Raw genomic sequence first — 19,124 nt, 5'->3', positions numbered from 1 at the left:
GATTCATCGGACCGATGAAAAAAAGACGACGCGGACGCCCTTTCGGTGCGCCCGCGTCGAGGAAGAGAAACGGGAGGCTCAGGAGGCCGACGACGTATTGCTCATCGGCATTTCGATCCCGCGCCGCGCCATTTCGACGATTAGAAACGTTCGCCGCGTGACGTGAAAGCGCGCGAGCAGATCGCTCGAATATTCCTTCGCGGTGTTTTCGCTGATGTTCATCTTTCGCGCGATCGCCTTGTTCGACAGCCCTTGCAGCAGATAGCGCAGCGTCTCGGTCAGGCGCGGCGGCAGTTCGAGCGATTCGATCGTCACGCCCGCGTGCGGCGAAACCGGCTTCGGGCTGTGGCCGCCCTTGCCCAGCACCGTATTCGGCAAATAGACGCGCCCGTTCAGGATCGTTTTCAGCGCCTCGCGAAACACGCCCGCGCCCTGCTCGCTGCCCTTCGAGATGAATCCGCACGCGCCGTTCTTGATGCATTCGAGCACCGTGTCGCGGTCATCCTGCGCCGACAGCATGATCGTCTGGACCTCGCGTTCTTCTTCGCGGATCCAGTTGAGCAGATCCATGCCGGTCGCCTGGCCGCGCAAGTGGTAGTCGAGAAACATCAGATCGTAGGTATTGGCGGAAAGCTTGGCTTTCGCCTGCTCGACTCCATCGGCTTCGTCGATTTCGAGCAAAGGCTCGTTCGCCAGGATCAGGCTTTTCATCGCGCTCCTGGTGAGCCCTTCGTCCTCTACTAGCAACACAGTTTTGAAATAGCCATTTTCCATTGCGACGCTCCGAGAACGGTTCCGATATTACGCGCGCCTTGCCCGACTTCCACCCTCCTTTCGCAGGGATACATTCGGCAGTCTCCCAAAATCTCCTGCGTTCCCCTCCCGCGCCGGGTTTAGCGACCGCCACGTTCGGCCGAAACTGAACGCAGTCGAATCACCACGTAACCCAAAACGAGAATGGAGGATGAGATGTCAAGCCGTCTGGCCGCCAGCGAAAGCGAATTCGCATTGTGGCGCATCAAGCGGGCGCGTACCGGAGACGCATCGCGCCGTGTGCTGATCGCCCACAAGGACAAGTCGATCGGCGATTCGCTCGCCGTGCAACTTCGGCTCAAAGGCTTGCAGGTCATCCTTTCGCAGGATCTGAAGTCGGTGCGCGCGCTGGTCAATAGCTGGCATCCGCACGCGCTGCTTCTCGACACGAGCCTTGACAACGAATCCGGCTACGTCTTTCTGCGCACGTTGAGTACGGACGGCGATGTCACCGGCCGCCTGCTCGTCGCGATGAGCAACGTGTGGCCCGCCGATCCGGTGCAGACGCTCAAGGACGCCGGTTTCGACGCCCATTGCCGCCGGCCTTGCGCGACGTGGCGCATCGTCGATCTCGTCGAATCGTTCTTTTCGATGCCGCTCACGCGCTGAGTCGATGGAGGTGCGCCATGAACACGGATATTTGCATCGTCGGGGGCGTGCTGCCCGCGAACGCATCGCGCTGCCGCGCGGTCCGCGAGCGCGCCTGTGTCGAAGCGCGCGTCAGGCGGCGGCGCCGTCGTGCCGGGCCGGGTTCGCGCCGGCTGCCATCGAGAGCGACGCCTGTATTTCACTACCTGGCTCGATGACGGCGATGCCCGTCCCGCGCAAGCCCTGCGCCGCGAGATTGAAGCCGTCGCTCACGTGCGACACCGGTTCGACGCACAGATAACCCGCCCCGGCCGGACAATGCACGACGACGTGACCGAGCGCGTCGTCGGCGATCAATCCGAGCGTGCGGCCGTCGGCGTAATGCAGCGTCGCACGGCCGTCCCAGCCGCTCAGATAGCGCGTGTACCCTTCCGTCTCGCGTTGGTGGAGAAGCGCGGGACGTTCGTCCGTCGGCTCGATCGCGATTTCGGCTTCGTGACGCCAATGCGTCGTCGTATGGAGTTCGGCTTCCAGCGCGACGAAATACGGATGAAAACCGAGGCCGACCGGCATCGGGCTCGACGACCGGTTCGCGACACGCATCGACAGCCGCGCGCCATCCGCATTGGCCTCGATCAGTTGCACGGCCTCGAACGCCCACGGCCAGCCGTGCTCGCCCTCGCCGTGCGTGTAACGCATCACGACGCAATCCGCCTCGTGCAACTCGACGCTCCACGCCGCGTACTGGCCGAATCCATGCAATGCGTGCGTCATGCTTGGAAACGTCGCCAGTTCGACGACGGAACCGTCCGGCGCGGGAAAACGCGCATCGCGCACGCGATTCGAAAACGGCACGAGCGGATAGCTGCCGCCCTTGGGCCACGCATCGCAAGACCAGCTCGCGACTGTCACCGGCGCGAGCCAGTCATGCAATCCGCGCGCATCCCGCGTGGCGAAGCGCGTGATGCGCCCGCCCGCCATCGGCGCGATTTCGATCACATGCGGCCCGCTCGCGATACTCAGGCGCGGTTCCGCGTTCAGCTCTCCAACTGCACGAAATTTCGTCACTGCTTCTGTTCCTTCACGCGCGACACGAGCTGCGTCGGGCTCACGAACTGCAACGCGATCAGCACCCAGATCATCGTGATGGCCATGTAGATCATCGCCATCGCGTCGATGGACTGCGGCGCGCGCACGCCCGTCGAGAACACCGCGTAGTACAGCGCGACGACGAGCGTCTGCGTCGTCGGACCGGCGGTGAAGAACGTCAGCTCGAACATGCCGATGGTCCGCACCAGCACCAGCAAGCCGGCAGCCAGCATGCCCGGCACGAGCAGCGGCAGCAGCACGTAGCGGAAATACTTCGCCGTGTTCGCGCCGAAGATGCGCGCGGCCGATTCCAGATTCGGATCGATCTGCTCGATGAACGGTGTCATCACGAGAATGACGAACGGCAGCGCAGGCACCAGGTTCGCGAGGATCACGCCGGTCAGCGTGCCCGCGAGATGGAACTTGTACATGACCGTCGCCATCGGGATGCCGTAGGTCACGGGCGGCACCATCAGCGGCAGCAGGAAGACGAGCATCGCGAAACGCTTGCCGGGGAATTGCACGCGGGCGAGCGCATACGCGGCGGGCACGCCGAGCGCGATCGACAGCAGCACGACCGCGCCGACCACTTCGAGCGTCACGAGCAGCACGCTCGAAAGCTGGAAGTCGCTCCACGCCTGCGCGTACCAGTGCAGCGTGAAGCCTTGCGGCAGCAGCGTGCCGAACCAGCGCGTCGCCACCGAATTCACGGCGACCGTCGCGATCAGCAGCAGCACGTTGACGAGGAAGAAGGCCATCGTCGTCCAGACGAAGAACTTCCATAGCCTGGCGCGCAGGCTCGCTTGCTGTTTCATCTGTTTGCCCGTGCTTCGAGTCGGGGCGCCGGCCTGCCAGCCGGACGCCGCGCGGTTATCGGTCGTCATTATCCCTTGCCTCCCGTCACCGGACCCGTATAGAAGAAGCGGCGCGCGCCGAGCATGCCGCCGACCACGAGCAACTGCACGAAGCCCATCACGATCGCGATGGTCGATGCGAGCGCGTAGTCGTAGTTTTCGAACGCAGCCTCCGATGCGGCGATCGAGATCACGCGCGTCGGGCCGGCCGGCGCGCCGAGCAGCACCGCCGACGGAAACACCGAGAACGCCTGCACGAACGAGAGACACGCGGTCATCGTGAGGCCGGGCAACAGCAAGGGCAGATAGATCTGACGGAACTGCTGCCACGGATTCGCGCCGAGCGTGGCCGCCGCGCGCGCGAGCGTCGGATCGATGCCGGTCACGTACGAAAGCGTCAGCAGAAACGCGAACGGGAATCCCGACACGATCAGCGAAATCAGCACGCCCCAGTAGTTGTGCGTGAGACGCACTTCATCGCCGTAGAGATGCAGCGCCTGCAACGCCTGCGGGAACCAGCCGTTCGGACTGAAGTACGTGAGCATGCCGTCGGCGATCAGCACGGTGCCGAGCGTCACCGGCACGACGAGCAGCGTCGTCGCGAACTTCTGCCACGGCGACGTGCGGCGCAGCGCGAACGCGACGGGCACCGATACGCCGACGTTGATGATCGTCGCGGGCACGGCGAGCTTGAGCGTGACGATGATCGTCGGCCACATCGACGAATCGGTGAAGAACGTGACGTAGTTCGCCCATATGCCGCCGCCGTTCATCGGATTGAACGACAGCATCAGCCCGTAGGCGAACGGATAGATGAACAGCGCGAGAATGAAGATGAGCGCGGGCGCTACGAGCCAGCCCTTCGGATCGCGCTGCGCGGGAAGCGCGATCATTTTTCTTCTCCGTACACGAGCGTCTTCGAAGGCGCGACGCGCAGCGTGATGCGCTCGCCTTCGCTGCATTCGCCCGCGATGCGCGCCCAGAGCTTGCCGAACGCCGTATCGATGATGATGAGCGAATCGCGTCCGCCGTACTCGACGACTTCGACGTGCGCGTCGAACGCGTTTTCCGTGCCGGGCGCGACGCGCTCCATGTCTTCCGGACGCAGCGCGACCGCAACGCGCTTGCTGTCGAAGCCTTCCATCGGCGTGCCGAGCAGCCTGACGCCGTTCGCGTTCACCGCGACGCAATCGCCCTGCGTGCCTTCGAGCGTCGCCTGCACGACATTGCGAAAGCCCATGAACCGCGCGACGTGCAGGTTCTTCGGACGCGAATAGACTTCCTTCGGCGACGCGACCTGCTGCACGACGCCCTCTTTCATCACGACGATGCGATCGGCCATCGAGAGCGCTTCGTCCTGATCGTGCGTGACGTAGATCGTCGCGCGCTCCAGTTTGCCGTGGATGCGGCGAATCTCGGCGCGCATTTCGATGCGCAACTTGGTGTCGAGGTTAGAGAGCGGCTCGTCCATCAAAACGAGCGGCGGTTCGATGACGATCGCGCGCGCGATCGCCACGCGCTGTTGCTGGCCGCCGGAAAGCTGACCGGGCAGCTTGGCGTCGTGGCCGATCAGTTGCACGAGTTGCAACGCGGCTTTCGCCCGCTTCGTCGCTTCGGCCTTGGATACCCCGCGCATCTTCAATCCGAAACCGACGTTGTCCAGCACCGACATGTGCGGAAAGAGCGCGTAGTTCTGAAAGACCATGCCGAAGCCGCGCTTTTCGGGCGGCAGCACGTCGATACGTTTGTCGTCGAGCCAGATGCCGCCGCCGGTCAACGGCTGCAATCCGGCGATGCAGTTCAGCGCGGTCGACTTGCCGCAGCCCGACGGTCCGAGCAGCGCGATGAACTCGCCGCGCTGGATGTTCAGATCGAGTCCCTTCAACGCCGCGAGTTGCTGACCTTCGGCGTTGGTGAAGCTGCGCGAGACCGAGTCGAGGCGCAACTGCTCAAAAGTGTGCTTCATGACATTTCCTGCGCTTTTTTGTACAAGCGGCGACGCTCCTCGCGAGGAACGTCGCCGTCTCATCACACCGATACGTCGACTTACTTCGTCTTCGCCGCGCCGATTTCGCGGTCCCATTTTTGGAACGCGGCGACCATCGCCTGCGCGTTCAGCGGCAGTACGTGCGGACGGTCGGCGAGGAGCTTCGCGTATTCCGGACGGCCGAACTTCTGGATGACTTCCTGGCTCTTCGCGGGCGCCATCGAGAGCGGCACGTCCTTCACCGCCGGGCCCGGATAGAAATAGCCATCGTCATATGTCAGCGCCTGCTGCGCCGGCTCGAGCATGAAGTTCATCAGCTTGTAGAGCACGTCGAGCTTTTCCTTCGGCACGCCTTTCGGAATCACCATGTAATGGGCGTCGTTGACCCACGTCATGTTGTCGAATGCGCCGACCTTGAATTCCGCCGGCACGATGCCGAGCGCGCGCGGATTGATGTCCCAGCCCGTCACGGTGACGGTCATGTCGCGCGTGCCTTCACCCAGCTCCTTCATCACGGCCGACGTGCCGCCCGGGTAGTACGGAATGCAGTCGTTCAGTTGCTTGAGGAACGCCCAGGTCTTGTCCCAGCCGTTGATCGGGTCCATCGGGTCCTTGTCGCCGAGCACGTACGGCAGGCCCATCAGGAAGGTGCGGCCCGGACCGGAGTTGGCCGGACGCGCGTAGATCAGCTTGTTCGGATGCGCCTTGCACCACGCGAGCAGTTGATCCGGCGTCTTGGGGACATCGGTGACTTTGGCCGGGTTGTATTCGAGCAGCGGACCCGCTGGCATGTACGTCACTTCCAGACCGTAGCCCTGCGCGATGTCCTGCATCTTGCGCGGACCGGGCGCGTACTTGTCGAGCACGCCGGGGAATGCCTTGGCGTTGTCGGGCAGAAGCTTCTCCCACAGACCTTGCTGAATGCCGGCCGCGAGCGCGTCGGTGCCCGTCACGACGAGGTCGATGTCCGAGCGCCCCGCCGCCTGCATCGCCTTGATCTTGCCCGGCAGTTGCGGCGCCGGCGCATTCGTGAACGTGATGCTGGACACGAGGTCCGGATACTTGGCCTTGAACGCCTCGAAGCCCTTTTGCGTCAGTTGCAGATTGCCTGCAACGTCGACGATGTTGATCGACACGGGATCGGCCGCGTGGGCCGCGCTCGTGCCGAAAGCCGCGCTCACGGCGACGCAAATCGCCGCCAGTTTCACTGACAGTCCTGCCTTGAAAGCCATGTTGTCTCCTCACTTCTCTCGCAACCGCTGGTCGGGAAGAGGTCCGGTCGGATCGTCGATGTTGTCGATTGTGTTGATCGCCGGCCTGTTTGTACTTCGTTCTGATTCTTGCGTGTCTATCGTGCGCGTGCGTCCTCGTTGCGGCTTGGATGCTGAAAAATAGCTAACGAGGTTATAGGATGTCAAGCAAATCGCAACCCGCCGATGCTGTTACCGAAACAGCCGAACCGGCTTTTTTCCTCTGCCGATAGCGCTTTGCAAGCCGCCTCGGGATATACCCCGAGCGCTTGTTACCTCCCGCTTTAACCTTTGTTTAACTGGGGTTTCCTGCACGTTTCCCGGAAACGCGGAGGGTTTCATCGAATGCGAGCAGCGCGCGCGCTTCACGTTCGATGGCCGGCAACGCAGCTTCGGGCGACGCGCTCAGCAACGGCAGTATCGGGCCCATGTCGGCGATGCCCGATAAGGTCACGGCGTCGTGCAGAACGCGGATCAGCGAGACTTCGTCGCGAAGGGTTTCGAGCGGCATAAAGTGCTCGTAGATGGAATCGGCCCCGGTGCCGCCTGCTTTTGCCGCGCGCAGCAGCGCCATCACTGCGTGCGGCGCGATGCATCCCGAGCCGGTCGTCCATGACGCGAGACCGAAGTCGCGCGTGTGAACCAGCGCGGGGCGCTCGCCCATGCCCGACACGACCTTCGACGCCGGCACGCTTTCGAGCAAGCGCCGCAGATAGCCGTCGTCCGCTGGATTGGCCCGCTGAATCGCGTATTTCACCGCGAGCAGCGTGCCGTCATCGACGAGGCCGGCAAGCCCGTCCACGTCGATGTAACTCTCGCTCTTGATATAGAGCGTGAACGGCATGCCGGCCACATCGGCAAGACGTCTGAGGCCGTGCGCGACGCCCTCCGGCGTGGTGAAACCCGCGAGCGGCAGGATCATCGCGGTGCGGTAGCCCGTCTGCGCGAGGATGCGCGCCTGATCGAGCATCTTCCCGTAGTCAGGGCCGATGGCCGGAATGACGCGAGTCCGCGGGCCAGCCGACTCGGCCAGCATGTCAAGCAACTCCCGGAACTCGCTGACGGCGACGTGGTACAGATTCGCGTTGCCGCCGTAAAGCAGCGTGGACACGCCGCCGGCCTCGATATGAGCGATCAGCCTGCGGTTGGCTTCGGGATCGAGCGAATAATCCGGGCGACGCGCCAGCGGCGGCACCGCCATGACGGATGCGGAAAACTCGCTGACGACGATGGGATCGGTATTCATGACGCCTCGCTGAATCGACGGAAAAGGTCCGCAGAAGGTAGCAAGGCGGGTAAAAGTTGTCAAACAACTTTGCCGGGAGGGAGCCAGTTTATCGCAAGTTGGCTAAGGTTGTGTGACAACTGTCGGGTCGAAATTATTCACCGAACATGCGCTCGACCGCGTTCTCGAGGTGCGCCTTCATCGCTTGCCCGGCTCGGGCGGAATCGTGCGCGCGGATCGCTTCAAGGATTTCGCGATGCTCTCTCTGAACGAGACGCTGGCGTTCGAGCGTCTTCACGTACGACAGGTTGCGTGACAGGTTCATGCTGACTTCGACCTGTTCTTCGATGAACGACAGCACGGTGATGAAGAACTGATTTTTAGACGCTCGCGCGACCGCGAGATGAAACGCGAAATCGTCTTTCGCGCCGATGCCCTCCTGCGTTTCGACGACGCGTTCGAGCTGGTCCCACGCGTCCTGAATCGCGCGGATGTCTTGCTCCTCGGCCTTGACGGCGGCCAGTTCCGCCGCGCCCGACTCCGTCACCACGCGAAATTCGTAGCAGCGACGAATGTCGGATAGCGTTTCCAGCGGAGCGAAGCGGCGCACGTCGGGATCGGGGCGGCGACCCACGATCGTTCCCGATCCGCGCCGCGTCACGATGATGCCGTCTGCGCGCAACCGCGCGAGCGCCTCGCGCACGGTCGGACGCGAGGTGGCGAATCGTTCCGCGAGCGCGTGTTCGGTGAGGAGCCGGTCGCCCTCCTTGAACTCGCCTTCGATGATGCTGTTGAGGATGTCGCTATAAATCCGGTCGGCGAGGCCGGATGACTTACGCTCGTTCATGTTCGCGCGTGACGTGCTTGTCAGGGTGGAGACCGATTGTAAGGCAGATTTTGTCAGGCAGATTTTTCGCGCGAGGCACCGCAAGCCGCCTGTCCCATGCTCAGTACTTCGCCGCACGCGAAGTGCGAGCCTTGAATGACATTTCGGCATGCGAAGCGATATTGCGCAGCGTAAACAAAAACGCGCCCGCGGTCTCCCGCAAGCGCGCTTCGGCCATCGCCATCGAAATTCAGATCGACAACAGCTTCCTCGCTTCCGTCGCCGTCGCCACCGGCCGACCGTACTCCGCGCATAACGACGCCACCCGGCTCACGAGTTGCGCATTGCTCTTCGCGAGCGTGTCCTTGTCCCAGCGCACGTTGTCTTCGAGTCCCGTTCGGCAATGTCCGCCCAATTGCAACGTCCAATGATTCACTTCGAGCTGATGGCGCCCGATGCCCGCAGCCGTCCACGTGGCATCCGGCAGATTCTTCTTCAACTGCTCGACCTCGAACTCGAGAATCTCGCGTCGCGCGGGCAATGCGTTCTTCACGCCGAGCACGAACTGAACGTGCACAGGCGATTTCAACAAACCCTGATTCACGAGATCGACGGTGCTATAGAGCATCGCCAGATCGAAGATCTCGATCTCGGGCTTCACGTTGTGATCGAGCATCGTCTGCGCGAGCGAGCGCACGAAATCGGGCGGATTCTCGTAGACGATCGTCGGAAAGTTGACCGATCCCGTCGCGAGCGACGCCATGTCAGGCTTCAAGTCCAGCATCGCGCCGCGCTGCTCGAACGAACGCCCGCGCCCGCCCGTCGAGAACTGGATGATGATGTCAGGGCAATGCTTGCGGATGCCTTCCTGCAATTCCGCGAACCTGTGCCGGTCCGAGCTCGATCGCTCATCCTCGTCGCGCACATGCAGATGCACGAGCGTCGCGCCCGCTTCATACGCCTCGTGCGTGCTTTCGATCTGCTCGGCAATCGTGATCGGCACGGCGGGATTGTCTTTCTTGCGCGGCACCGAACCGGTGATCGCAACCGATATGACGCAAGGTTCTTTCGTAGGGGATTGGGTCACGCTTCGCTCCTTGACGGCGCCATGCTTGAAACAACTTCGCGGAGATCGTATATGGCGCTCAAATTTGAACTAACTAGTACATTTGTGATGTTGAGGCATTCTCCGTGCCGCTGCAAGCCACGCAAACCCTAAGCTCTCGACGCGCGTTCGTACGACGAATCGGGCCGCTTGCCCCGCTACTGTCGCTGCGCATACTCGGCGAGCATTTTTCCGACCTGCTCGTCCGTGATCGCCGGCTTGATGTCGAACATGAACAAATCGGCCCATTCGTGCGCCCATTGCGCGAGCGGCTCGACGTTGTCGCATTCGCACACGGCGATACCCCAGATCGAACCGATCGCATGCCAGCGGCCCAGCAGATGAATGCCGTCGGGCGGCGCGCCGCGAGTTTGCAGGAATCGCTCGGCCGCGAGTCGTTCGGCCTCGGGTTGCGCAGTCCAGTTGACGATGAATAGCATGGCTCGATCCTCCTGTTGGAACGCCATGAAACGGCGCGACGCGCCGGGCTCGCCGCCGCATCGGCAGTTGCGCCCATGCGGTTCATCCAGTATAGGAGGCGGCCGTGGATCGCATTGATCAATGCATGACGACGACGGGCGTCGCGAGCACCGGCTGCGCGTAAGTCACTCTGACGGCAGGCGCAACTCCATACGGCGTCACGATGACGGCAGGCTGCGGCGGCGGAGGCGGCGGCGCGGCGACCACCACCGGCGCGAACGCCGGCTCGACGACGATCGTGCGCGCGGGCACGTAGTAATACGGCGGCCTCGGCGGCGGCGCGTAGCAGTACACGGGACGCGGCGGCGGCGCGTAAACGACGGCGGGCGCGACGTAGGAAACCTGCGCGCTCGTTCCAGCCGATGCGGTCTTCGCGCAGGTCAGGCTGATGGCGGCAACGGCGGAAACGCTGAGCAAACGGCAATTCATGTTGAAGTCCTCATGCATCGGGAGACGTTGAATACGGCAGCAACAAAGAAATGCAACTGCCGGCGATGAGAACGATAGCGAAGCCCTGCCCGATGCGTGAGTCGTAACTTATGTCGCGGGATGTCGGCGCGAATGCGCGGCATCGAACGCGAAATACGGCGACATGATTCGTAGCATCCCCAAGATTGCGTTCGCGGCGCGGCTCAATAGAATGGCATCACCGTCGACGTTCATCCGTAGCGAATCAGGGGAGAGAGCCATGCGAAAGATTCTTGTCATCCTTGCGGCATGCGCGGCGTGCGCCACGTCGGGCGCGGCGTTCGCGCAGACCGCTACGCAGCCGATGGGCGCGAGCCCGCGCCTCGAACACGTGCTCGGCCAGTTGCAGACGCGCTTTTCGAGCGCCAACACCACGCACGACGGCAAGCTCACGCGCGAGCAGGCATCCACGGGCATGCCGATGGTCGCCAAGCACTTCGACGAAATCGACACGCAGAAGAACGGCTACGTCACGCTGCCGCAAATCGAAGCCTTCATGCACGAGCACGCCGCGCAACGCTGACCCGGAGCCTCCATGGAAACCCTGCCGAAGATCATCGTGCTTGACGACGAAGCCGAGTTGCGCAACATGCTGCAGCGATTTCTGAGTTCGCAGGGTTTCGAAGTACGCGTCGTCGAAAATGGCAAGCGGCTCGACCGCTATTTGCAGCGCGAGCCTTACGACCTGCTGGTGCTCGACTGGATGATGGAGCCCGAAGACGGCCTTTCGGTCTGCAAGCGCCTGCGCGCCGAAGGCCAGACGCTGCCGATCCTGATGCTCACCGCGAAAGGCGATCCGGTCGACAAGGTCGTCGGCCTCGAAACCGGCGCCGACGATTACCTTGCCAAGCCCTTTCTGCCGCAGGAACTCGTCGCTCGCGTGCGTGCGTTGCTGCGCCGCCAGAAGATTGCGGCGGGCGACCCGACGCATACGCAGCAGCGCATCCGTTTCGGCGATTTCCGCCTCGATCTCGCGAAGCAAAAGCTGTATCGCGGCGGCGAGCCGTTCGAGATTCATTCCGCGCAGATGCAGTTGCTCACGGCGCTCGGCTCGTCGCCGAACCGCGCGGTCAGCCGCGACAACCTCATCGCCCGCACGCGCGGCCGCGATCACGACGCGCTCGATCGCAGCATCGACGTGCAGGTGTTGCGGCTGCGTCAGATCGTCGAGGAAGATCCGGGCAAGCCGCGCTTCATCAAGACCGTGTGGGGCGTCGGCTACATGCTGCTCGCGGAAATCGAATCGTGAAGTGGGCGCCGCGCTCGCTCTTCGCGCGCAACATCCTGCTGCTGGTCGCGCTCGTCGCGGTGAGCCAGGTGTGCGCGATCGCCGTGCTGCTCCATTTCATCCAGACGCCGCGCATCGAGCGCGCGGCGGCGACCTTCGCGAGCTATATTGTCACGCTCGATACGCTCCTGAAAACTTCGCCGCCCGAAGCCGCGCAAAGCGTCGCCGTGAACCTCGACCTTCGCGCCGAACTGCCCGCCGGCGCGCGCGACATGGCGCCGGGATCGCGCTTGCGCTTCTATCAAACGTATCAGCGCCGGACGTTCATCGAGAGCCTGCGCGCGCATCTGCCCGCCGACATGCTCGTGCGCTGGCAAGGCGCAGAAGCGTCCGACGACGGTCAGCAGCGCTTGTGGATCCGCGCGCATCTGGCGGGCGAGCCGCGCTGGCTGGCGCTGCCGGTGCCCGAAGCCGCGCACGACGACGGCCTCGCGACCGCCCTTTTCCTTTCGCTCGGACTCGGCGCGCTCGCGTTCGCGACGGCGTACTTGATCCAGCGCCATCTGAACCGTCCGCTCGCGCATCTCGCCGATGCCGCTCGGCTCGTGTCCGCGGGCGGCGAGCCGGGCGTCCTGCCGACCGACGGTCCGACGGAAATCGCCCAGGTCAGCGGCGCCTTCAATCGCATGACGGCCGCGCTGAAGGAAGCCGACGCCACGCGCGCGCTGATGCTCGCGGGCATTTCGCACGACATTCGCACGCCGATGACCAAGCTGCGCCTCGCCATGGCGATGTCCGCCGTGCCATCGACGGACGCGGCTTTCGCGGCATCGGCGGAAGGCTATCTCGACACCATCGATACGATTCTTCAGCAGTTCATGGACTACGCGGGCAGCGGCGCGAAGGAAACGCCCGTCGTCGGCGATCTCAACGCGCTGATCGCCAATCTGGCCGCCGATTTCGCCGGACTGGGGCACGAGTTCGCGCTCGATCTCGGCGAGATCGAACCGTTCCCGTTCAGGCCGATCAGCATGATGCGGATGCTCATGAACCTGATGCAGAACGCAGTGCTCTACGGCGTAGTCGGCCTGGAAGTGCGGACGTGGACAGATCGCGAGGCGAACACGGCCTGCGTCGTGATCGCGGATCGCGGAAAAGGCCTCGGCGGTCAGGATCCGGAAGCGCTGAAGCAGCCGTTCAAGCGCGGCGGCGGCGAAGGCCAGCCGAAGGGCACGGGCCTCGGACTTGCAATCGTCGAGCGCATCGCGCGGCTGCACGGCGGAACGCTCGAACTGCGCGCGCGCGACGGCGGCGGCGCGGAGTCGCGCATCGTTCTGCCGCTCTCGAGCTAGCGTTATTCGGGATCGGCGATCGCCTGTTTGTCATCGCCCTCGTTCGCCGTCTGCGCCTGATCCTCGGCGACCGTGGATTCGCGTGCGAGCGGCGCGATTGCGTGCAAGGGCACCATCGGCTGCGTGCGCGCATTCACACCGGCGGGACTGGGCTCGTTGTCGTGGATCAATGCGCGGATGCGCGGATAAATCTGCTGCTCCCAGCGCTTGCCGTTGAACACGCCGTAGTGGCCGACGCCCGTCTGAACATGATGCGCCTTCAGATACGGCCGCAGCTTGTCGCACAGATCCTGCGCCGCGAGCGTCTGGCCGACGGCGCAGATATCGTCGCGCTCGCCCTCGACGGTGAAAAGCGCGGTGCGCCGGATCGCCGACGGATCGACCTTGCGGCCGCGCACTTCGAGCTGCTTCAGCGGCAGTGCGTGCCGCTGAAACACGGTGTCGACGGTTTCCAGATAGAACTCCGCGGTGAGGTCCATCGTCGCGAAGTATTCCTCGTAGAAAACGCGGATCGCATCGGCCTTCGCGACGTCGCCCTTCGCGCGTTGATGATGCATCTCCTCGAACGATTCGATGTGACGCGCGAGATTCATCGACATGAACGCGCCCAGCTGTACGAAGCCCGGATAAACGCGCCGCATCGCGCCCGCGAAACCGAACGGCACCATGCTGATGAGATTGCGCTCGAACCAGTCGATCGGCTTGCTTTTCGCGAGTTCGTTCACGCGCGTCGGGTTCACGCGCGTATCGATGGGACCGGCCATCAGCGTCATGCTCGCCGGCTCGGCGGGATGCCGGTCCTCGGCCATCAGCGCAACCGCCGAGAGCGCCGCGACGGTCGGCTGGCAGACGGCGAGCAGATGCGCGCCCGGCCCGATCGTCTCGATGAAATCGATGATGTGCTGCACGTATTCGTCGAAACCGAAGCGGCCGTGCATCAGCGAGACGTCGCGCGGATTGCGCCAGTCGGTGATATAGACGTCGTGATCGGCGAGCATCGTCTGCACGGTGCCGCGCAAGAGGGTCGCGAAGTGGCCGGACATCGGCGCGATGACGAGCACGCGCGGCTGCACGATGGACGCATCGTCCTTGCGAAAATGCAGCAGATCGCAGAACGGCGTCGATGCCGCGACTTCTTCCACGACGCGCATCGTTTTGCCTTCGGCTTGCACCGGCGCGATATCGAATGGCGGCCGCGCGTGCGTCAGGCCCGTGAGCGCGACCTGTTCGCAGAGCGCCGCCATACCGCGGGCCTGCGGCGTCTCGCCGATATCCTTCCAGACGCGCAGCGCGCCTTCGACGAGCGTAGCGGCGTGGCGGATCGGCAGCATCGAATCGGACCAGGCCTGATAGCCCGCATAGGTGAACGGATTCATGGCGACGAAAGGAGGCAATAGCCATGCCAATCGATGGCTACATGGGCCTTCATATGTCACGCGATTGGCATAGGCTTTGCACGGATGCCATTCACGAGCGCGTTTTGCCGCGCTTCGGTGCTTGGGCGCACCGCGCTCGATCCGTCTTGGTGCACGACGCGCGAGGAACGACTCATGGCGAACGCCACGCTCACCATTAGCAGCAAGAACTATTCGTCCTGGTCGCTGCGCGGCTGGCTGCTCACGAAGTTCAGCGGACTGCCGTTCGAGGAAGTCGTGATGCCCGCCGACGATCCCGGCGCGCGCGCCGAACTGCTTTTGCTGTCGCCATCGATACTCGTGCCGTGTCTCTTTCACGATGGCATCAAGGTCTGGGACACGCTCGCCATCGCGGAATATCTGAATGAAGTATGCCCCGATGCCGGCCTGTTGCCGAAGGAGCGCGCCGAACGCGCGCATTGCCGCGCGATTTGCGGCGAGATGCACTCGGGTTTTGCCGCACTGCGCTCCGCCCTGCCGATGAACCTGAAGGCGCACTTTCCGGGCTTCAAGGTATGGGCGCGCGCGCAGACCGACATCGAGCGGATCGTGACGATCTGGCATGAATGTCTCGCGCGGTATGGTGGTCCGTATCTGTTCGGCGAACGTACGTGCGCGGACGCGATGTTCGCGCCGGTCGTCACGCGCTTCGTCACCTACGATGTCAAGCTCGACGCCGATATCGTCGCGTACGGCGAGCGCATTCTCGCGATGCCGGAAATGCGCCGCTGGATCGCCGATGCGCAACAGGAAGCCGAGGAAATCGACGAACTCGATATCGAGTTCTGAAACGGTCGCGCGAGTCAGGCCGATTTTCTTTTCCTCCATTCGTGAACCATACTGGTCTTGAAGGAGGAAGTCGCAATGGAACCTTCAATCGATGCGGGCGCTTCGACCCGGCGCGCGCCGACGTTGCACGTCCGCTTTTCGGACACCGACGCGATCCCGTTTCCGACGCGCACCGTCGAGCGTGGCGATGCGTTGTATTGCGCGGGGGAGCCGTTGCGCAGCCTGTATACGGTGCAAAGCGGTTGCTTCAAGACCGTTGCGACATTCCCCAGCAGCGACGATGACAGCGCGCCGCACACGCAGGTCACGGGCTTTCACTTCGAAAACGAAACGCTCGGTCTCGACGGCATATGCACGAACCGGCACGAAAGCGACGCCGTCGCGCTCGAAGCGAGCGTCGTGCGGATCATGCCGGTCGGCATTCTCGAACCGCTGTGTCGCGAATACGCGGGGATGCAGCACGAACTGCTCGCGATCATGAGCGCGGAGATCGTGCGCGCATCGCGTCTCGCGCTGATGCTCGGCACCATGCCCGCGCGCGAACGCGTCGCGGCGTTCCTGCTCGATTTCGCCGAACGCCTCGACGCGGGCGCAACGTCATCCGGCGGACATCCGGTCGATCTTCTCTTGCCAATGACGCGCGCGGATATCGGCAGCTATCTCGGGCTCGAACTCGAAACCGTGAGCCGCACGCTCTCGAAGCTGCAGCGCGAAGGCGCGATCGGGCTCAACGGGCGTCAGGTCCGCATCGTCGATCGCGCGATGCTCGAACATCACTGATTCACGCGCGGACCGTCAGCACCGCCGCGCCCGTCAGCTTGCCGTCGCGCAGATCGGCGAGCGCGCGGTTCGCTTCGTCGAGCGGATAAGGCGTCGTGTGCAGATCCAAATGAAACTGCGCGGCGATCCCCATGAACGCGCGGCCGTCCTCGCGCGTGAGATTCGCCACCGATATGACGCGCCGCTCGCCCCAGAGCAGCGCATACGGAAACGAAGGAATGTCGCTCATGTGGATGCCGCCGCACACCACGGCGCCGCCCTTCGCGACCGCCTTGAGCGCCGCGGGCACGAGCGCGCCGGCGGGCGCGAAGATCAGCGCGGCGTCGAGTTCATCGGGCGGCGTCTCGTCGCTGCCGCCCGCCCAATGCGCCTTCAGGGCGAGCGCGAGACGTTGCGCCGCGATATCGCCCGGACGCGTGAACGCATAGACCGCGCGCCCCTGATGCTTCGCCACCTGCGCGACGATATGCGCGGCCGCGCCGAAGCCATAGATGCCGATGCGCTGCGCGTCGCCGGCCACCGCGAGCGTGCGATAGCCGATCAGTCCCGCGCACAGCAGCGGCGCGGCTTCCACGTCCGAATACCGTTGCGGCAGATGCAGGCAGTAGCGCGCATCGGCGACGACGCGTTGCGCGTAACCGCCGTCGATCGTATAGCCGGTGAAATCCGGCGCATCGCAGAGATTCTCGCGGCCGGCGATGCAGTAGCGGCAACGGCCGCAGGTATGGCCCAGCCACGGCACGCCCACGCGATCGCCGGGCGCGAAGTTCGTCACGCCCGCGCCGAGCCGCGCGACCGTTCCCACGATCTCGTGGCCCGGTATCACGGGCCGCTTCGGATGCGCGAGCTCGCCGTCGACTACATGGAGATCGGTGCGGCACACGCCGCACGCATGGACGTCGATGAGCAGTTCACCTGCGCGCGGCACCGGATCGGGCAGATCGCGCAACTGCAGGAAAGGACCGTTGCCGTCGAAGACCATTGCGCGCATGAATTCATCTCCATCGATATTGCAGCGCAGCGTGTTGTCCGTCGCAGCAGCAAACGAACGGCACGCACGCGCGATGCGCTGGGGCGCGCGAAGCCGCCTTGGTGCACCGATGCACGCTCGCCGGGCATTCTGGTTACACCACATCACGCGATGATGCGGCGCACGCATCGCGCATCGGTTGCTCGCGCGTGCGGCGATTTGCCTCCGATGACTGTCGCTGAACGGTCAGATTGTCGTACTAAACTTGACTCATGCAGTCACGAAGCGAACATGTGTCGGCGACACATTTCGGCATCGGACTTGCTTGTTTGGTTCGGACATCATCGCTGTTGCGGCGCGGCAAGTTCGCGATCCGAAGCGTGCCTTACGAACGCATCGGCGATGGAACCCATTACATGCGGCGCGATTAAACTTATCTGCGGCGTCCAGTTCGAACCTCTCATCGCGGTCTGAGAAGATCGCGTCGCAACGCCTCAACAATACGCGCGGCGCAAGCCGCCATTCAACCGAGGACGCTCATGGCCGGCGAAAGCGCCGAGCGTCTTCGTCCATCGAATTTGCTTCATGGAGGATGACATGCGTATCACGGTCAAGCTGGATGGCTTCGAAGGCGCTCAATCGGCGGCCTACGCCATCCTGTGGCTCGACAAGGAAACCCGCCGATGGTCGCGCGAGGGTCATCAGTCCGTCGATGTGCCGGACTGGGGCGGCTTGCGCACAGGTTCGAACGGCACGATGATTTGCGGCCAGCAAGTGGGCGATCCCATCTGCGTTCTGGAGCGCCTCGATGTCGACGCGCCGGATGGCCCATGCGAGGGTCTCGCGGGACGCGTCCTCTGGTATGCCGACGGCGCCGGCATGAAGAGCACCGGACGCTGGCACGTCCAGTGCATCGATCGCGAGCAGATCAAGGCGGAGCACGGCGTATTCGCCGACGAGGAGAGAATCTGATCGGCACGCGCTCAATCGTCAGGGCTCGTCGCTCGGGAACGGTGTCAGCATCACGACGAACGACGCAGCCCCGATGAGTATCGCGAGCACGCCGTAGTACATCACCGACGTCTCGTCGAAGAGCAGGCCGCGCAGCGCCGCATTGATGCCGCCCAGCGTCACGAACACCGCGCCCAAAGCCGCCACGATGCGCCCTTCACCCCTGATCATGATGTTCTCCCGACCGTCGGGCGCACCGATACCGCGCCGCGATAATTCAATGGTCGCTTGCTCGGCGCGGCACGAATTGACCTGCATCAACCTCAACCGAACGTCGCGCGCGCCGGGAGGCGACCGCTCGTTCTGGTGTTTTCCCTTGCCCCATTTCCACGGCTTATATTGGTAGTATCAGGTGCTGGCTGCGCGTTGGCATGGCTTCGCGCACACGGCGCATGCTGCCCGGGCCATCCTCGCCTTTGCCCGCAAGAATGGCTCGCATTCGACCGACAAAACCCTGGGGAGGCACGATGAACCAAAATTTCAGCGATCCGTTCAGCCAGTTTGCAGCCATGTTCCAGCAGTACCAGCTTCCTGGGTTCGACGTCACCGCGATCATGGAATCGCGCCGCAAGGACGTCGAAGCGCTCGCGGCGACCAATCGCGTCGCGTTCGGCGGCATGGAGGCGCTGCGCGACAAACAACTCGAAATCCTGCGCCGGACCTTGAGCGATCTCGAAGGCATCGCAAAACAATTCGCCACGACCTCGACGCAACCGCCGTTCAACGCCAACGAAGTCGTGCAACGCGCGCTGCACAACGCGCTCGCGGACATGCAGGACATCGCGCGCACGACCCAGCAGACTCAGGCCGAAGCCTATGCGCTCGTCAGCAAACGCATGGAAGACGCCCTGAACGAACTCAAAGCTTCTATCGAGAAGCCCAAGACCTAGCCTC

22 protein-coding genes are annotated in these 19,124 nt (G+C 63.6%); 8 read left to right on the top strand and 14 right to left on the bottom strand.

Annotated features, from left to right (window positions below):
- Nucleotides 1-78: 78 nt before the first annotated feature.
- Entirely contained in the window at nucleotides 79-774 is a 696-nt protein-coding gene (locus tag NCS02_RS17150) for a response regulator transcription factor (RefSeq protein WP_033536135.1), read from the bottom strand.
- Nucleotides 775-969: 195 nt separating this feature from the next.
- Here NCS02_RS17150 and NCS02_RS17145 point away from each other — a divergent pair, with 195 nt between their 5' ends.
- Complete coding sequence (locus tag NCS02_RS17145; RefSeq protein WP_008353416.1) at nucleotides 970-1,422, top strand: response regulator; 453 nt, start codon at nucleotides 970-972, stop codon at nucleotides 1,420-1,422.
- Between the two features lie 111 nt (nucleotides 1,423-1,533).
- Here NCS02_RS17145 and NCS02_RS17140 read toward each other — a convergent pair whose 3' ends face one another.
- The 10 genes from NCS02_RS17140 to NCS02_RS17095 all read right to left on the bottom strand — a co-directional run bounded on the left by NCS02_RS17140 (nucleotide 1,534) and on the right by NCS02_RS17095 (nucleotide 10,646).
- Nucleotides 1,534-2,469 carry an aldose epimerase family protein gene (locus NCS02_RS17140; RefSeq protein ID WP_250502957.1) on the bottom strand — a complete coding sequence of 312 codons (936 nt, stop codon included), beginning with the start codon at nucleotides 2,467-2,469 and terminating at the stop codon, nucleotides 1,534-1,536.
- A complete protein-coding gene (locus tag NCS02_RS17135) occupies nucleotides 2,466-3,374 on the bottom strand; it encodes an ABC transporter permease (protein WP_033536134.1) in 909 nt (302 codons plus the stop codon). Before NCS02_RS17135 ends, NCS02_RS17140 begins: the two co-directional genes overlap by 4 nt.
- Nucleotides 3,374-4,237 carry an ABC transporter permease gene (locus NCS02_RS17130; protein WP_175979312.1) on the bottom strand — a complete coding sequence of 288 codons (864 nt, stop codon included), beginning with the start codon at nucleotides 4,235-4,237 and terminating at the stop codon, nucleotides 3,374-3,376. The genes NCS02_RS17135 and NCS02_RS17130 overlap by 1 nt, the downstream gene beginning before the upstream one ends.
- Nucleotides 4,234-5,310, bottom strand: coding sequence for an ABC transporter ATP-binding protein (locus NCS02_RS17125; protein WP_008353423.1), 1,077 nt, complete (start codon nucleotides 5,308-5,310; stop codon nucleotides 4,234-4,236). Before NCS02_RS17125 ends, NCS02_RS17130 begins: the two co-directional genes overlap by 4 nt.
- A gap of 80 nt (nucleotides 5,311-5,390) precedes the next feature.
- Nucleotides 5,391-6,563, bottom strand: coding sequence for an ABC transporter substrate-binding protein (locus tag NCS02_RS17120; protein ID WP_008353424.1), 1,173 nt, complete (start codon nucleotides 6,561-6,563; stop codon nucleotides 5,391-5,393).
- A 313-nt stretch (nucleotides 6,564-6,876) separates the two neighbouring features.
- Nucleotides 6,877-7,827 (bottom strand): dihydrodipicolinate synthase family protein, encoded by a 951-nt coding sequence (locus tag NCS02_RS17115; RefSeq protein ID WP_250502956.1) that lies wholly within the window; start codon nucleotides 7,825-7,827, stop codon nucleotides 6,877-6,879.
- 133 nt (nucleotides 7,828-7,960) lie between these two features.
- Nucleotides 7,961-8,653 carry a FadR/GntR family transcriptional regulator gene (locus NCS02_RS17110; protein WP_250502955.1) on the bottom strand — a complete coding sequence of 231 codons (693 nt, stop codon included), beginning with the start codon at nucleotides 8,651-8,653 and terminating at the stop codon, nucleotides 7,961-7,963.
- A gap of 229 nt (nucleotides 8,654-8,882) precedes the next feature.
- Nucleotides 8,883-9,719 carry a 3-oxoadipate:acetyl-CoA acetyltransferase gene (locus NCS02_RS17105; protein ID WP_250502954.1) on the bottom strand — a complete coding sequence of 279 codons (837 nt, stop codon included), beginning with the start codon at nucleotides 9,717-9,719 and terminating at the stop codon, nucleotides 8,883-8,885.
- A 176-nt stretch (nucleotides 9,720-9,895) separates the two neighbouring features.
- Nucleotides 9,896-10,177, bottom strand: a complete 282-nt coding sequence (locus tag NCS02_RS17100) for a DUF3303 domain-containing protein (protein ID WP_008353429.1) — start codon at nucleotides 10,175-10,177, stop codon at nucleotides 9,896-9,898.
- A gap of 118 nt (nucleotides 10,178-10,295) precedes the next feature.
- On the bottom strand, nucleotides 10,296-10,646 hold the full coding sequence (locus NCS02_RS17095) for a hypothetical protein (protein ID WP_250502953.1): 351 nt from the start codon (nucleotides 10,644-10,646) through the stop codon (nucleotides 10,296-10,298).
- A gap of 259 nt (nucleotides 10,647-10,905) precedes the next feature.
- Between NCS02_RS17095 and NCS02_RS17090 the strand changes: the two genes are divergently transcribed.
- The 3 genes from NCS02_RS17090 to NCS02_RS17080 are packed head-to-tail and all read left to right on the top strand — an operon-like array spanning nucleotide 10,906 to nucleotide 13,265.
- Nucleotides 10,906-11,208, top strand: a complete 303-nt coding sequence (locus tag NCS02_RS17090) for an EF-hand domain-containing protein (RefSeq protein ID WP_008353431.1) — start codon at nucleotides 10,906-10,908, stop codon at nucleotides 11,206-11,208.
- Between the two features lie 12 nt (nucleotides 11,209-11,220).
- Complete coding sequence (locus tag NCS02_RS17085; protein ID WP_008353432.1) at nucleotides 11,221-11,934, top strand: response regulator; 714 nt, start codon at nucleotides 11,221-11,223, stop codon at nucleotides 11,932-11,934.
- Nucleotides 11,931-13,265 carry an ATP-binding protein gene (locus NCS02_RS17080; RefSeq protein ID WP_175979309.1) on the top strand — a complete coding sequence of 445 codons (1,335 nt, stop codon included), beginning with the start codon at nucleotides 11,931-11,933 and terminating at the stop codon, nucleotides 13,263-13,265. The genes NCS02_RS17085 and NCS02_RS17080 overlap by 4 nt, the downstream gene beginning before the upstream one ends.
- A gap of 2 nt (nucleotides 13,266-13,267) precedes the next feature.
- Here NCS02_RS17080 and NCS02_RS17075 read toward each other — a convergent pair whose 3' ends face one another.
- The gene (locus NCS02_RS17075) at nucleotides 13,268-14,641 is read right to left on the bottom strand and encodes a polyhydroxyalkanoate depolymerase (protein ID WP_250502952.1); all 1,374 of its coding nucleotides are present in this window, start codon (nucleotides 14,639-14,641) and stop codon (nucleotides 13,268-13,270) included.
- Between the two features lie 174 nt (nucleotides 14,642-14,815).
- Between NCS02_RS17075 and NCS02_RS17070 the strand changes: the two genes are divergently transcribed.
- Nucleotides 14,816-15,469 carry a glutathione S-transferase family protein gene (locus tag NCS02_RS17070; protein WP_250435728.1) on the top strand — a complete coding sequence of 218 codons (654 nt, stop codon included), beginning with the start codon at nucleotides 14,816-14,818 and terminating at the stop codon, nucleotides 15,467-15,469.
- A 75-nt stretch (nucleotides 15,470-15,544) separates the two neighbouring features.
- Nucleotides 15,545-16,249: a Crp/Fnr family transcriptional regulator gene (locus NCS02_RS17065; RefSeq protein ID WP_008353439.1), complete on the top strand. Its 705-nt coding sequence runs from the start codon at nucleotides 15,545-15,547 to the stop codon at nucleotides 16,247-16,249.
- Nucleotide 16,250: 1 nt separating this feature from the next.
- Here NCS02_RS17065 and NCS02_RS17060 read toward each other — a convergent pair whose 3' ends face one another.
- On the bottom strand, nucleotides 16,251-17,240 hold the full coding sequence (locus NCS02_RS17060) for a zinc-dependent alcohol dehydrogenase family protein (RefSeq protein ID WP_250502951.1): 990 nt from the start codon (nucleotides 17,238-17,240) through the stop codon (nucleotides 16,251-16,253).
- Between the two features lie 576 nt (nucleotides 17,241-17,816).
- Between NCS02_RS17060 and NCS02_RS17055 the strand changes: the two genes are divergently transcribed.
- The gene (locus NCS02_RS17055) at nucleotides 17,817-18,191 is read left to right on the top strand and encodes a DUF3564 family protein (protein WP_033536165.1); all 375 of its coding nucleotides are present in this window, start codon (nucleotides 17,817-17,819) and stop codon (nucleotides 18,189-18,191) included.
- 18 nt (nucleotides 18,192-18,209) lie between these two features.
- Here NCS02_RS17055 and NCS02_RS17050 read toward each other — a convergent pair whose 3' ends face one another.
- The gene (locus tag NCS02_RS17050; protein ID WP_033536164.1) at nucleotides 18,210-18,401 is read right to left on the bottom strand and encodes a DUF2964 family protein; all 192 of its coding nucleotides are present in this window, start codon (nucleotides 18,399-18,401) and stop codon (nucleotides 18,210-18,212) included.
- Nucleotides 18,402-18,697: 296 nt separating this feature from the next.
- Between NCS02_RS17050 and phaP the strand changes: the two genes are divergently transcribed.
- The gene (gene phaP, locus NCS02_RS17045) at nucleotides 18,698-19,120 is read left to right on the top strand and encodes a phasin family protein (protein ID WP_008353443.1); all 423 of its coding nucleotides are present in this window, start codon (nucleotides 18,698-18,700) and stop codon (nucleotides 19,118-19,120) included.
- Nucleotides 19,121-19,124 lie beyond the last annotated feature (4 nt).

The organism is Caballeronia sp. NCF2 (assembly GCF_023631205.1).
Classification (GTDB): Bacteria; Pseudomonadota; Gammaproteobacteria; order Burkholderiales; family Burkholderiaceae; genus Caballeronia; species Caballeronia zhejiangensis.
The sequence above is the reverse complement of the archived record's forward strand: the minus strand, read 5'-3'. Positions and strand labels throughout refer to the sequence as shown.

What these genes read in the sequence shown, in the direction of transcription:
- NCS02_RS17150 (WP_033536135.1), bottom strand. Translation starts at nt 774, where the DNA reads ATGGAAAATGGCTATTTCAAAACTGTGTTGCTAGTAGAGGACGAAGGG.
- NCS02_RS17145 (WP_008353416.1), top strand. Translation starts at nt 970, where the DNA reads ATGTCAAGCCGTCTGGCCGCCAGCGAAAGCGAATTCGCATTGTGGCGC.
- NCS02_RS17135 (WP_033536134.1), bottom strand. Translation starts at nt 3,374, where the DNA reads ATGACGACCGATAACCGCGCGGCGTCCGGCTGGCAGGCCGGCGCCCCG.
- NCS02_RS17130 (WP_175979312.1), bottom strand. Translation starts at nt 4,237, where the DNA reads ATGATCGCGCTTCCCGCGCAGCGCGATCCGAAGGGCTGGCTCGTAGCG.
- NCS02_RS17125 (WP_008353423.1), bottom strand. Translation starts at nt 5,310, where the DNA reads ATGAAGCACACTTTTGAGCAGTTGCGCCTCGACTCGGTCTCGCGCAGC.
- NCS02_RS17120 (WP_008353424.1), bottom strand. Translation starts at nt 6,563, where the DNA reads ATGGCTTTCAAGGCAGGACTGTCAGTGAAACTGGCGGCGATTTGCGTC.
- NCS02_RS17115 (WP_250502956.1), bottom strand. Translation starts at nt 7,827, where the DNA reads ATGAATACCGATCCCATCGTCGTCAGCGAGTTTTCCGCATCCGTCATG.
- NCS02_RS17110 (WP_250502955.1), bottom strand. Translation starts at nt 8,653, where the DNA reads ATGAACGAGCGTAAGTCATCCGGCCTCGCCGACCGGATTTATAGCGAC.
- NCS02_RS17100 (WP_008353429.1), bottom strand. Translation starts at nt 10,177, where the DNA reads ATGCTATTCATCGTCAACTGGACTGCGCAACCCGAGGCCGAACGACTC.
- NCS02_RS17095 (WP_250502953.1), bottom strand. Translation starts at nt 10,646, where the DNA reads ATGAATTGCCGTTTGCTCAGCGTTTCCGCCGTTGCCGCCATCAGCCTG.
- NCS02_RS17090 (WP_008353431.1), top strand. Translation starts at nt 10,906, where the DNA reads ATGCGAAAGATTCTTGTCATCCTTGCGGCATGCGCGGCGTGCGCCACG.
- NCS02_RS17085 (WP_008353432.1), top strand. Translation starts at nt 11,221, where the DNA reads ATGGAAACCCTGCCGAAGATCATCGTGCTTGACGACGAAGCCGAGTTG.
- NCS02_RS17075 (WP_250502952.1), bottom strand. Translation starts at nt 14,641, where the DNA reads ATGAATCCGTTCACCTATGCGGGCTATCAGGCCTGGTCCGATTCGATG.
- NCS02_RS17070 (WP_250435728.1), top strand. Translation starts at nt 14,816, where the DNA reads ATGGCGAACGCCACGCTCACCATTAGCAGCAAGAACTATTCGTCCTGG.
- NCS02_RS17065 (WP_008353439.1), top strand. Translation starts at nt 15,545, where the DNA reads ATGGAACCTTCAATCGATGCGGGCGCTTCGACCCGGCGCGCGCCGACG.
- NCS02_RS17060 (WP_250502951.1), bottom strand. Translation starts at nt 17,240, where the DNA reads ATGCGCGCAATGGTCTTCGACGGCAACGGTCCTTTCCTGCAGTTGCGC.
- NCS02_RS17055 (WP_033536165.1), top strand. Translation starts at nt 17,817, where the DNA reads ATGCGTATCACGGTCAAGCTGGATGGCTTCGAAGGCGCTCAATCGGCG.
- NCS02_RS17050 (WP_033536164.1), bottom strand. Translation starts at nt 18,401, where the DNA reads ATGATCAGGGGTGAAGGGCGCATCGTGGCGGCTTTGGGCGCGGTGTTC.
- phaP (WP_008353443.1), top strand. Translation starts at nt 18,698, where the DNA reads ATGAACCAAAATTTCAGCGATCCGTTCAGCCAGTTTGCAGCCATGTTC.